Annotated in this window: 13 protein-coding genes; 8 read left to right on the top strand and 5 right to left on the bottom strand. The window is 61.5% G+C overall.

Translation table 11 applies throughout. The annotated features are described in order from the left end of the window. Window positions 1–123: 123 nt before the first annotated feature. The 4 genes from B208_RS0116510 to B208_RS0116495 all read right to left on the bottom strand — a co-directional run bounded on the left by B208_RS0116510 (window position 124) and on the right by B208_RS0116495 (window position 4,296). Window positions 124–744 carry a TetR/AcrR family transcriptional regulator gene (locus B208_RS0116510; protein ID WP_007983186.1) on the bottom strand — a complete coding sequence of 207 codons (621 nt, stop codon included), beginning with the start codon at window positions 742–744 and terminating at the stop codon, window positions 124–126. A gap of 78 nt (window positions 745–822) precedes the next feature. After that, window positions 823–3,243, bottom strand: a complete 2,421-nt coding sequence (locus B208_RS0116505; RefSeq protein ID WP_007983184.1) for a heavy metal translocating P-type ATPase — start codon at window positions 3,241–3,243, stop codon at window positions 823–825. A 4-nt stretch (window positions 3,244–3,247) separates the two neighbouring features. Then, complete coding sequence (locus B208_RS0116500; protein WP_049805665.1) at window positions 3,248–4,051, bottom strand: sulfite exporter TauE/SafE family protein; 804 nt, start codon at window positions 4,049–4,051, stop codon at window positions 3,248–3,250. Between the two features lie 5 nt (window positions 4,052–4,056). Beyond that, entirely contained in the window at window positions 4,057–4,296 is a 240-nt protein-coding gene (locus B208_RS0116495) for a hypothetical protein (protein ID WP_007983180.1), read from the bottom strand. A 99-nt stretch (window positions 4,297–4,395) separates the two neighbouring features. Between B208_RS0116495 and B208_RS0116490 the strand changes: the two genes are divergently transcribed. From B208_RS0116490 to B208_RS0116475, 4 genes are read left to right on the top strand one after another with little or no spacing between them, the layout of a single operon-like run. Continuing rightward, the gene (locus B208_RS0116490; RefSeq protein ID WP_007983178.1) at window positions 4,396–4,629 is read left to right on the top strand and encodes a hypothetical protein; all 234 of its coding nucleotides are present in this window, start codon (window positions 4,396–4,398) and stop codon (window positions 4,627–4,629) included. Window position 4,630: 1 nt separating this feature from the next. Continuing rightward, window positions 4,631–5,146 carry a cytochrome c oxidase subunit II gene (locus B208_RS0116485; RefSeq protein ID WP_007983176.1) on the top strand — a complete coding sequence of 172 codons (516 nt, stop codon included), beginning with the start codon at window positions 4,631–4,633 and terminating at the stop codon, window positions 5,144–5,146. A gap of 1 nt (window position 5,147) precedes the next feature. Further along, window positions 5,148–6,860, top strand: coding sequence for a b(o/a)3-type cytochrome-c oxidase subunit 1 (locus B208_RS0116480; RefSeq protein ID WP_007983174.1), 1,713 nt, complete (start codon window positions 5,148–5,150; stop codon window positions 6,858–6,860). Further along, on the top strand, window positions 6,857–7,051 hold the full coding sequence (locus tag B208_RS0116475; protein WP_007983171.1) for a hypothetical protein: 195 nt from the start codon (window positions 6,857–6,859) through the stop codon (window positions 7,049–7,051). The genes B208_RS0116480 and B208_RS0116475 overlap by 4 nt, the downstream gene beginning before the upstream one ends. Window positions 7,052–7,223: 172 nt before the next feature. Here the strand turns inward: B208_RS0116475 and B208_RS0116470 are convergent, their stop codons facing one another. Further along, a complete protein-coding gene (locus B208_RS0116470; protein ID WP_007983168.1) occupies window positions 7,224–7,460 on the bottom strand; it encodes a hypothetical protein in 237 nt (78 codons plus the stop codon). An 863-nt stretch (window positions 7,461–8,323) separates the two neighbouring features. Between B208_RS0116470 and rdfA the strand changes: the two genes are divergently transcribed. From rdfA to B208_RS24765, 4 genes are all read left to right on the top strand, one after another. Continuing rightward, entirely contained in the window at window positions 8,324–8,947 is a 624-nt protein-coding gene (gene rdfA, locus B208_RS0116465; protein WP_007983166.1) for a rod-determining factor RdfA, read from the top strand. A 122-nt stretch (window positions 8,948–9,069) separates the two neighbouring features. Beyond that, window positions 9,070–11,031: an archaea-specific SMC-related protein gene (locus B208_RS0116460; RefSeq protein ID WP_007983164.1), complete on the top strand. Its 1,962-nt coding sequence runs from the start codon at window positions 9,070–9,072 to the stop codon at window positions 11,029–11,031. A 485-nt stretch (window positions 11,032–11,516) separates the two neighbouring features. Further along, window positions 11,517–11,864 carry a sugar-binding domain-containing protein gene (locus tag B208_RS24770; protein WP_018128989.1) on the top strand — a complete coding sequence of 116 codons (348 nt, stop codon included), beginning with the start codon at window positions 11,517–11,519 and terminating at the stop codon, window positions 11,862–11,864. Further along, window positions 11,864–12,121: a hypothetical protein gene (locus tag B208_RS24765; RefSeq protein WP_018128988.1), complete on the top strand. Its 258-nt coding sequence runs from the start codon at window positions 11,864–11,866 to the stop codon at window positions 12,119–12,121. Before B208_RS24770 ends, B208_RS24765 begins: the two co-directional genes overlap by 1 nt. The last annotated feature ends 26 nt before the right edge of the window (window positions 12,122–12,147 follow it).

Below are 12,147 nucleotides of genomic sequence, written 5' to 3'. Positions count from 1 at the left end.
GCACCTTGAGGGCCGTTATTCCGAATGTAGTGGTTTCTCGAATTCGGTTCAGAGGTCGTTTCCGATTTCGAAACGAGAACTCGGCGGTATATCGATGACACACCGCCTACGGGAGAGCGACAACTAGTCTTCGAGAGAGATGTCTGCTACGATTCCGTCGATTATCGTCAGAACCCGTTCGACGGCGTCATCGCGGTTCGTCGTCGCCTGTGTGTGTAGTCCTTGTTCGATGAGAAAGCAGATGTGGTCCGCCGTCAGTTCAGCATCGACCGACCGGAACTGGCCGTCTTCTATTCCCGCCCGGAGTATTCGAGCGATCACCGCCCGTAGACTGTCTTCCGCTTGCGTCGTTTCCTTTCGGAAGTCATCGTCCCACGTCGCGTGCGCCCACAGTTCGACGTACACCCGTGAAACCGCCGTCTCGATATCCGTCGGTGGGGAAAATATGGCTCGTTCGACTTGTGCTGGTGTCGGGTGTAGTATCTGCCCCACGAACCGTCTGAGTTCATCCTCCGCATCGGTAATCTGTTGCTCGTCCTGCTGTCCGACGAATATCTCGACGAAGACGTCGAGCATCGAGAGGAGGAGGTCGTCCTTACTATCGTAGTAGTGATAGATTATAGAGGGATTTTGACCCAGTTCGTTACCGATATCCTTGATCGAGAGGTCCGCGTATCCGTGTTCGGCGAGTGCGCGAAACGCCGCCTCTCTAATCCGCTGTTGGGTGTCCGGATAGCTGCTCATCGTAATATCGTTATGTTGGGTATAGGACTAGAAGGTGACTTCAATATTGCCCATGGCGGGAGCGATCGAGGGACCCACTCAGTCCAACGACCGCGCCGAGTTGGCGACGACGATGAGGCTACTCGTTCCCATCGCCACCGCCGCGAACAGCGGGTTCAACAACCCGAACGCCGCGAGCGGGACGGCGACCGCGTTGTAGAGGAACGCCCACGCGAGGTTGCGCCGGAGTCGCCGGTTCGTGCCGCGAGCGACCGCGAACACCTCGGGGACGGCATCAAGGTCGTTGCGCACGAGCACCGCGTCCGCGGCGTCGCCCGCGAGGTCGGTGCCGCTTCCGAGCGCGATGCCGATGTCGGCCGCCGCGAGGGCCAGCGCGTCGTTGCTCCCGTCGCCCACCATCGCCACCGTCCCGCGTGATTTTAGACGTTCGATGGTCTCCCGCTTGGCCTGTGGGGGAACGCCAGCGAACACCTCCGAGACGTTCGGGTCGGCGTGGAATCGGGAGACTGCACGCTCGTCGTCGCCCGTGAGTATCACCACGTCGCGGTCGCCGCCAATAGCCGCGACGGCCGTCTCCCACTCGGGTCGCGGAGTGTCTCCGACGACGACGACGCCGCGGACGCGGCCGCCCCACGCGACGACGACGGGAACGCTGCCCGCGTCGCGGGCGTCGGCTATCGTCGCTTTGTCCGACGACGTGAGGGCAACGCCACGAGACTCCACGAGGCTCGGGTGGCCGACGACGACCTGCTCGCCGTCTACGACGCCGGTCACGCCCCGGTCGTGCGTCTCGACGTCTTCGGCGTCGGGCGTTTCCTCGGCCGCGTCCGCGATGGCCGCCGCGATGGGGTGAGCGGAAAAGCGTTCGAGCGCGCCCGCACGAGCGAGCACCGAGTCGGTGTCGTCGGCGTCGGTGTTGTCGGCGTCGTCGGCGTCACCGTTGACCACGACGTCCCGGACGGTCATCGCGCCGTCGGTGAGCGTGCCGGTCTTGTCGAAGACCACGACGTCGGCGTCGGGGACGGACTCGAACACGGCGTCGGAGGCGACCACGATTCCCCGGTCGGCCGCCTCCCGAATGCCCGACGCGACCGCCAGCGGCGTCGCCAGCCCCAGCGCACAGGGACACGAGACGATGAGCACGGTGAGTCCGGTGAGGAGGGCGGTGGCGACCGTCGAACCCGTGACGAGGTGGTAACCCGTCGTGACCACCGCGAGGACGAGCACCGTCGGTACGAAGAGGGTCGCCAGTTTGTCCGCGAGTCGCTGAATGCCCGACCGCGAACTCTGAATCTGCCACAGCCGTTCGACGAGTCGGTCGAGCGTGCTGGTCGCGTCGGTGCCGACCTCGACGACGATGGGGTTGTCGGACGCGATGGTGCCGCCGAGCACGGGGTCGCCGGGACGTCGCGTCTTGGGAATCGACTCGCCCGTGATGAGCGACTCGTCGATGGCGGCGCTGCCGTCGATAACGGTCCCGTCCACCGGAACGCGTTCGCCCGGTCGGACGAGAACGCGGTCCCCCGGTACGAGGTCCTCGACGGGGACGGTCTCGTGGTCGTCGTCCTCGGTGATGCGGGTGGCGTCGTCCACGTGCGCGCTGGTCAACTCGGAGAGGCCGCTCGTGGCGCGCTGCTTGATGCGGTCCTCGTAGTAGTTCCCGATGGTGACCACGATGACGATGGTGACCGTCACGTCGAAGTAGACGTGGGTCCCCCCGACGAGCACCGCGACGGCGCTGTAACAGTAGGAACTCACGGCCGCCAAGGACACGAGCAGGTCCATGTTCGGCTGTCCAGCGCGGAGGCTGACCACCGCACCGCGGAGTATCGGATACCCGGTGTAAAAGAGGACGATGGAGGACATGAGCCAGACGTTGCCGAACAGGTAGAGGCCGTCGAAGCCGCCGAGGTCCACGAGCGGCGCGAAGCCCAGATAGCTCGGGTACAAAAAGAGGACGTACCACATCATCACCATCATCCCGAAGACGCCGCCGCCGATGAGGAAGCGGACGAGTTGCGTATCGGTGCGCTCGTCGTCCGTGTCGTCGGGGTCGCCGACGCCGTAGCCGTAGCGGTCGAGGACGCGACGGACGTCCTCCAAGTCGGTGTCCGCGTCGTGGGCGACCCGAAGCATGTCCGTCGCGTAGCTCGCGTCCGCGCCGTACACGCCGTCCGCGTCGGCGGCGGTCGATTCGATGAACGTCTCGCAGGTCGCACAGTGCATCCCATCGACCGCGAGGTAGGTGTGGTCCGCGTCTTCGGGCGCGTTTTCCGTCCCCGTTTTCCGCTCGCTTCGCACCTCGTCGGCGTCGGCCGCCTCCACGTCGTCCAGCGTTCGCGCGATTTCGAGACAGCCACGACAGCAGTAGCCCCCCGCGACGTCATCGTCGGTGACGGGCGCGTCGCCGGTCGGTAATCCACAGAGCGTACACTCGTCTGTTGCGCTTCTGTCGTCCGGGGCGCGTCGGTCGTCCGTCGCGGCGGTTGATTCGCTCACCGTTTCACCCCACCAGTCGATAGTTCGGCGACGGAAGCGGGAGCGCCACCCGCGGCACGTCGATGCCGAACAGCATCAGTCCGTGTGCGAGCATCAGGTAGCCCAGGACGACGAACGCGATACCCAAGATACGGTGCAGGTGCTTGCTCGCCGACAGCGACCCGAAGACGGTGCCGTAGACCAGCAGCGTCGGGAGCGTTCCGAGACCGACGAGCGCGAGCAGGAACCCGCCGCGGAGCGGGTCGCCGAGCGCGAACGCGTAGACGTACGCGGGGTACGTTATCGGGCACGGAAGGAGCGCGTGAACGACCCCGAGGCCCGCGATGCGGGCATCGCCGACGAAATCGTCCACCCGGCGCGTCAGCACGCCGCTTATCCGGCCGAACAGGTCGTTCAGCGGTCCGATGGACGGATGCCTGACCGACCCGCCGACGTACGAGAATCCCATGACGGCGATGAATCCACCCGAGAGCAGTGCGGTCGTGGCCTGAATCCCGGTGCCGACCGACAGCACCGCGCTCATCGACCCGACCGTGACCGCGCCGAGCGCGGCGAGAAGGGCTCCGACGGCGGCGTACCCGGCGGTCCGGCCGAGGTTGAACACGACGTGCTGGCGCACCTGCAGGAGCGTCAGCGTCCCGGTCTCGGTACCCTCCATCTCCCGCAGTCGGTCGGCGTAGACGCTCACCAACGGGCCGCACATTCCGAGACAGTGGCCGCCGCCGAGGAAGCCGATGACGAGAAACACCACGGCGTCCACGTTCCCGGTCGGGAGCGCCACGCCGTGACCGTGGAGCGGAACGAACATCGTCGTCAAGCCGTGGGTTCGGCGACGTCGGTCCCGTGGCCGCCCTCCGTCGGCGAGACGAGCAGGTAGATGCTCGTGAAGATGAGACTCACGTTGATAGACGTGACGACGCCCGCGTACAGACTCTTCTCGAAAGCGAACGCGACCACCGGAACGAGTGCAAGGAGAGCGATAATACTCACACTTCGAGGCGAATGCTTCGACAGCTCGGCTTTGAGCCGAGAATCACGTTTCGACGGGTCCATACCCGTAATTGGGACTACTGTACTTATGGTACTTCGCCGATTTCCAGCCGATGAGAATTACGGACACATAATTTAAAAAATCTCTTCGTAGCCTGGGGTATGTCGACAGAACTGGAGCAACGTTCGGTTCAAGAGAGCGACTCGGCGGAGCGTCCACGCGGATACCTCGTCGGGTCGGCCTCCGACGGCATCGAACGGGAGTTGGAACACGACGACTTCGACCCCATCGGGACGCTGACGCTGATTTTCGTGTACTTCATGATTTTGGTCTCGATGTGGGTGTTCATGTACTTCGTCGAGTTCCTCGGCCGCGGTATCACGGTGGTGGGATAACATGGAGATACACGAGTACGAGAAATTCTGGCTCGCCGCGTCGCTGTTGTTGATAGTTGGCATCATCGCGACCGTCACGTACGGTGCGGTCGGCGTTGGCGTCTCGATGATCGACGACAAGGGCGGAACCATCGACCCGAAAGCGGTCGACCAACACCCGAAATTCGGTAACCCCGGCGTCTACAAAACCGGGGCGAACGAGTACGACGTGTACGTCGTCGCCAAGCAATTCGTGTATCAACCCGGCACGAACGAACCCATCGTCGTGCCCGCCAACAGCACGCTCACGTTCCACGTGACGTCCGCGGACGTGATACACGGGTTCGAGGTGGTCGGCACGAACGCCAACACGATGGTGATTCCGGGACAGATAGCGACGTTCACCGTCGAAGTCTCGGGTCCGCGGGAGTACGGTATCCTCTGTAACGAATACTGTGGCGCGGGCCACCACGGCATGGAAGGAACGTTGAAGGTCGTCCCCGAGGACGAGTTCAACGCGACGGCGGGAGGTGCTTGAGATGTCGCTGTACGTAGACGAGTATCCCGAGGAAGCAAAAGTCATCAAGGCGACGTTCCTCGTTTCGTTCGTCGCGCTGGGCATCGGCGCGTTCTTCGGACTGATCCAGGGACTCCACCGGACGGGATTCGTCCGGATCCTTCCCTCGACCGACTACTACACCATCCTCACGGGGCACGGCGTCCTGCTCGCGCTGGTGTTCACCATCTTTTACCTCCTCGGCCTCTTCACGTGGGCCGTCACACGGAGTTTGGAATCGCCGCTCCCGAACATCAAGTTGACGTGGGCGTGGTTCGGGCTGACGACGACCGGCGCGACGTTCGCGGCAATCGCCATCGTCGCCGGTCTGTTCCCGAGCCTCGATATGAGCGCGGACGTGTTGTACACCTTCTACGCGCCCTTACAAGCGCATCCGCTGTTCTACGTCGGATTGGCGATGTTCATCATCGGGACGTGGATGGCGGGCGCGGACTGGTTCCTCGCCTTCCGCAAGTGGCGAAGCGAGCACCCCGACGAGCGCATTCCGCTCCAGACGTTCATGGTGCTGACGACGATGGTGATGTGGTACCTCTCGACCCTCGGCGTCGCCATCTCCGTCGTGTTCTTCTTCATCCCGTGGTCGCTCGGCTTCATCGACACCATCAACCCCCTCCTCACCCGGACGCTGTTCTGGTACTTCGGCCACCCGGTCGTCTACTTCTGGCTGATGCCGGCCTACCTGCTGTGGTACACCGTGCTGCCGAAACTCTCGGGCGGTCGCCTGTTCAGCGACCCGCTCGCACGCGTGGTGTTCGTGTTGTTCCTGTTGCTCTCGACGCCGGTCGGTATCCACCACCAGTATTTGGACCCTGGCATCGCGGAGGGCTTCAAGTTCATCGCCATGACGAACACGATGTTCCTCCTGCTCCCGAGCCTGCTGACCGCGTTCACGGTCGTCGCCAGTATGGAACACGGCGCGCGCCAGCGCGGCGGTAAGGGCTATCTCAGGTGGCTCGGCGTTCTCCCGTGGCGCGACCCGGCGTTCACCGGGATGGCGCTCGCGGGACTCATGTTCGCGGCGGGCGGGTTCTCCGGCATGATCAACGCCGGGATGAACATCAACTACCTCGTCCACAACACGCTGTGGGTTCCCGGCCACTTCCACCTGACAGTCGGGACCGCGGTGGCGCTGACGATGATGGCGGGAGCCTACTGGCTCGTCCCGCAACTGACCGGACGGCGGCTCTACAGCCGTCCCATCGGCCTGTTTCAGGTCGTCACGTGGTTCGTCGGGATGGTGCTCATGTCGAACGCGATGCACCGTGCCGGACTCCTCGGCATTCCCCGGCGGACCGCCGAACCCCAGTACCAGAGCTTCGACTTCACGGCGACCATCGGGTCGGTGGCCGAACTCCGCGCGCAAATCGCTATCGGCGCCGCCCTGCTGTTCCTGTCGGTCGTGTTGTTCCTGTTCAACATCCTCCTCTCGTCCATCGAGGACCCCATCGAGATGCCGGTCGACGGCCGGATTCCCGCACCGCTTTCGGGAGCGAGCGGAAGTCCGGTCGTCCTCGACAACCTGAAACTGTGGACGGCCATCGCGGCCATCCTCGTGATTCTCGCCTACGTCATCCCGCTGGCGAGCATCATCAGGGACGCCGGGCTGTTCGGCAGGACCGTCGCCGTCCCGGTGCTGATAGACGGCTTCAACCTGCTACTGGGGGTGATAGCATGAAACTCACAGCAGCCGGTGCTCTCATCCTCGTGGCGATGAGCATCCCGATAGCCCTCGAACTCCGGACGTTCTTCGGGTTCTTCAGTATCGAAGTCCCCATCGTGGTCGTCGCCATCGTGGAGGCGCTGTTCGTGCTCGCCGTCCTCGCCGTGTACGACGGAGGCAAGCGGTCGTCCAGAGCGAGCCACTGAGCCACCCGGCAGTGACTCGGTGGCGGTCTGACGGAGTATCGAACCCGGAACTATCGGAGCGACAGGAATCGTCGTTCGACCGCTCGCCCGTCCTATTTCTGTTGTCGTCGAAAAAAGAGGGACGACCGCGCGAGCAGTCGTCCGTTCCCGGAAACGAGTCGAATCGCCGTGTTCAGTGGCCTCGACCGGCCATCCGGCGCTCGAACGCTTTCGAGGCGAGCAGGACGAACACGACGAGCGACGTGCCCGACAGGAGCGCGACCGCGGTGTTGGCCGAGATCAACACCGAACCGCCGCCCGTGGACAGGAGTGCGTATCCGGCAACTCCCGTTAGGGCGAGTCCGAGGACGGTGAAGACACCGAGCGCGATTTTGATGGGGTCGATCCGAGTTCGGAGTGTCGAAGACATGGTACGGGTATTCCTACTTCTCGACAGCTAATCAAATCGGGTTCCGATTCTCACGGCGTGGAAACGAGAGGACAGCGCGGGAGTGATGACGAAAGTGACGTTCGACGAGTAGATCGAGTTCGAGAGCGAGACGCGACCAAGACGGCCCGAATCGAGTCGCTCGATGGTGCTTCGGAGACGAAACCACGGCGACGGTCGACGAACTGAGTATCACCACGACGAAACGGGAAGTACGCATCAGTATTGTAAGAATAAGACAATATCATATGGAGCGACGACCGACGCGATGGCGATTTCGGTCGTCCGAGCAGTACGGGTCCGTTTCTATTCGCCCGTCACGGTGGTATCTCCACCCGAACGGTCTCGTGAGACCGTTTCTGGTATTCTGAAACCTGTCGTCGATAAAAATACGAAGTACAACCACTAATCGAGAAATGTGAAAAACAGCAACTTATATAGAAAATTTTCATACTCATCTAATCGACGCTTAGTATTTCCGTTTATTAAGGCTCGAAAACCGCTTTTTCCAGCAGTAGTGTTGCACATAACACACAATATTACTCGGCTCGGATCGTTGCTCGAACGTGACGTTCCGAAGTTCGACGGAGGGGAGCCACGTATCGCGTCACACTGAACCCGGGAGCCTTTCGACGAGGTCCACAAGACGGGTCGCTCGCTCGAAGGATAAATCACATTCTACGATATGAACTGAACGGTTCGGTGTGCGCGACGGGCGTATGTCGGAGCCACGCTCGGTTTACCGCCTACCTTGGTCTCCAGGGCGGTACCGAGGACGGCGAGAAGGACAAGTATCTTACCGTATCGTCCCACAGTGCTACGTAACGAACGCAACACGAGGAAACATGAGCGAAAATCAGACCACTCGAAGGACGAGTAAAGTACAGCGCGTCATCGACGAATACGGGTTGGATACCATGGGTGACCGACTCGAGGCGTACTGGATCGGCGACGGCAACGACCAGTACAGTCTCCGTGAACTCGCGGACCTGTTCAATCGCGAAGTACTCCGGGCCGCACTGACCGACGCCGGGATATCGACCCTCGACGGCGAAGTAAAGAACACCTACCGACTGCTGACGAGCGACGAGATTAGTAGCGGCGTTCGGACGGAAACGGAGAACTCCCTCGAACGTGACGGACTCGATGTCACGAAGTTGAAGCAGGATTTCGTCTCTCATCAGGCCATCCATACCTACCTCACCAAATACCGAAGCGTGGACTATCCCGCCGAGGACAGTGGGAAGACGCGACTCGAAAAGGATACGGAGACGATTCAACGACTGCGCAGTCGAACGAGCGCGGTGAGCGAAACCACGCTCGAAAATCTCGCAAAATCCGGCGAACTCACACTCGGCGATTTCGAGTTGTTCGTCGATCTACGCGTCGTCTGTAACACGTGCGGTCGCTCGTATTCTGTGGACGAACTTCTCCAAGACGGCGGTTGCGACTGTCCGCCGGACAACTGATTAGCTCGCCCCATCGGAGCCGTCCCGTCCTCGATATCTCACGGAACGTTACGAATATAGTACTGTAACGTTCTGACACGGAAAATGTACCATTTATATTGAGGGACGGACAACGAATGCGTATGCAACTATCGGACCGAACGTTGAGTCAGGTACATCTACACGCTCGTAACATCGGCGGTATCGACGAAACGGAGATCAGCTTTTCTCCGGGAGTGACCGCCCTCACCGGTCGCAACGCGACCAACCGAACGTCACTGCTCCAGGCCATCATGGCGACGCTCGGAAGCGACCAATCGTCGCTCAAAGGGGACGCCGACGAGGGTCGAGCCGAACTCACACTCGGCGACGAGACGTACACCAGAACGCTGACAAGGCAGAACGGAACGGTTTCCATGAGCGGTGATCCGTATCTCGACGACCCCGAACTCGCCGATCTCTTCGCGTTCCTGCTCGAATCGAACGAGGCCCGTCGAGCCGTCGCACGCGGAGACGACTTGCGCGACCTCATCATGCGACCCGTCGATACCGACGCGATTCAGGCCGAAATCGAGGAGCTAAAGAACGAGAGACAGCAACTCGATGACGAGCTCTCCGACCTCGAATCGCTCAAACAGCAACTCCCCGAGCTCGAGGAAGAGCGAACGCAACTGCAGGACGAGATTGCCGAGAAACGGACCGCGCTCGCGGAGAAGGAAGCCGAACTGGAGGCCGCCGACGCGGATATCGGCGAGTCGAAATCCGAGAAGGCAGCGCTCGACGAGAAGCTCGAAGAGCTGAGCCAAACCCGTTCGCGCCTCGAGGACGTTCGATACGACATCACGACCGAAGAGGAGAGCATCGAAGCGGTCGAAAGCGAAGTGGACGACCTCGAAGACGAGGCCGCTGACGGTGCTGAAGTCTCGGAGGCGGACCTGTCGGCGGTGACGGAGCGAATCCAGCAACGACGGGAGGAGAAACAGCGGCTGGAGTCGACCATGGCCGAACTGCAGACGATCATCCAGTTCAACGAGGAGATGTTGGACGGAACGAGTCCGGAACTACTTTCGGCGCTACGGGGCGGCGAACACGATGCTCATTCGGGAGATTCCATCACCGACCAACTCGTCGACGACACCAAGACGGTCGTCTGTTGGACATGCGGCACGGAGGTCGAGGAGCGAACTATCGAGGGAACTATCGAACGACTCCGCGACCTCCGAAAGGAGAAGCTCGCGGACCGTAACTCGCTCGAAAGCGAGATTTCCGAACTTCGAGACGAGAAGCAGGAAATCGAAGAGACACGTCGCCGGCGCGAGCGAACGGAGCAGCGACGTCGCCAACTCGAATCGGAAATAGAGGACCGAAAAGCCCGTCTCGACGACCTTCGGGAGACGCGGGCGAACCTCATGGAGGAAGTCGAAACCCTCGAAGAAGCGGTCGAGGAACTCGAACAGGAGGAGTACAGCGACGTTTTGAACCTTCACAAGGAAGCGAATCAGATCGAGTTCGAACTCGACCGACTCGAATCCGACCTCGAAGACGTGGAGGACGAAATCGCGGCTATCGAGTCGCAAGTCGAGAAACAAGAGCAACTGGAGGACAGGCGGGAAGCGATCAGCGACGAATTGGCGAACCTGCGCACTCGCATCGAGCAGATAGAGACCCGAGCGGTCGAGCAGTTCAACGGGCACATGGAGACCGTCCTCGACCTGCTCGATTACGACAACCTCGAACGGATTTGGATCGACCGAACGAAACGGGAGGTTCGAGAAGGGCGCAGGAAGTCCACGAAAAGCGTGTTCGACCTCCACGTGATTCGGAGCACCGAGTCGGGAACGACCTACGAGGACACCATCGACCACCTCAGCGAGAGCGAACGGGAAGTGACCGGCCTCGTGTTCGCCCTCGCGGGCTATCTCGTCCACGAGGTCTACGATATCGTTCCGTTCATCCTCCTCGACTCGCTCGAGGCCATCGACTCGGACCGTATCGCGGTACTCATCGACTACTTCAGCGAGTCGGCGGGCTATCTCGTCGCCGCGCTGCTCCCCGAGGACGCCGCCGCCGTCGATGAGAAACACGAGCGCGTGACCGAAATCTGAACCGCAAATCCGTCGGAACGACGGGTCTCATCCGGGGTCGAATCGCGGGACCCCGACGGGCGGCCGACGCCGCGAAGAAAGACACTGGATTAGAGTTCCTCCAAAATTTGAAATAATAACCCGGAGAAGAGTAACGATACCGTCAAAGGAGTGGTGATGACACCGTACCGACCGAGAGATGTCCACTATCCCGAATTTCCTTCAAAAACGTACCGTTAGTTTTATTATTCATTGAAATAATTCGGTTTTTGAAACACACTACCGATGCGGTCGCTCCGTCTACACGTCGCTTCGGCAACCGTCGGTGGGTCGTCGGGAGCGACCCGAGTACGTTTTCACAGCACCGCGAACCGACGCACACTACCCCGACGATATCCTACGGGTCGGTCGGGGCCGAATGACAGTCGAATGGGGGGGTTCGCGGGCGGCAAACAAACCTACTTCGTCTGACAGATGGCCAGTACGCGGGGTTCCAGCAGGGGTCGATGACGCCGAGTGAATTCGACATCACCAACCACGTGACGCCGGGCAAGGAACACGAGGTCACGGTGCAGGTGTATCGGTTCTCGGACGGCGAGGCGATGGAAACCATCGACATGTTCCGCTACTCCGGCATCTACCGGAGCGTCCACCTGTTCTCGACGCCCGAAGTACACGTTCGAGACTTCGACGTCACGGCGGGTCTCGACGAGGAGGACGAGTACGGCATCGACGTGATGGACGAGGTGTACTGTGAGACCCACTGGTGGGAGGGCATCCTCGCGCAGACGACCGCCTACCACGAACAGGCGGTCGAACGCTTCCGGCGGATGCTCCTCCGCGACCGGTCGTGATGGGCGAGTACGACCACGCCATGGGCAACAGTCTCGGCTTGGTCCATCGGATGTGGTCGGAGTACATCCAACCGACGGTCAGAACGGCCCGCGACGAGAGCGGCAACGGTAACGACGGTGTGCTGGTCGGGTCACCGACCGTCGGCGTCAGGCGGTCGAAGGGCAGCGTGACGCTCCGAGACGACGACCACATCGACGTCCAATCGTTGCTCGCGGACGCCCGCGTGTCCGCGGAGGCCGAACTCCCGGCGGAGTAAACCGCGTCGTGGTCCCCCGCCAGACC

This window comes from Haladaptatus paucihalophilus DX253 (assembly GCF_000376445.1).
In the GTDB taxonomy this organism is placed as follows: Archaea; Halobacteriota; Halobacteria; order Halobacteriales; family Haladaptataceae; genus Haladaptatus; species Haladaptatus paucihalophilus.
Note: the sequence above shows the minus strand (reverse complement) of the source record. Positions and strands in the feature narration are given on the sequence as shown.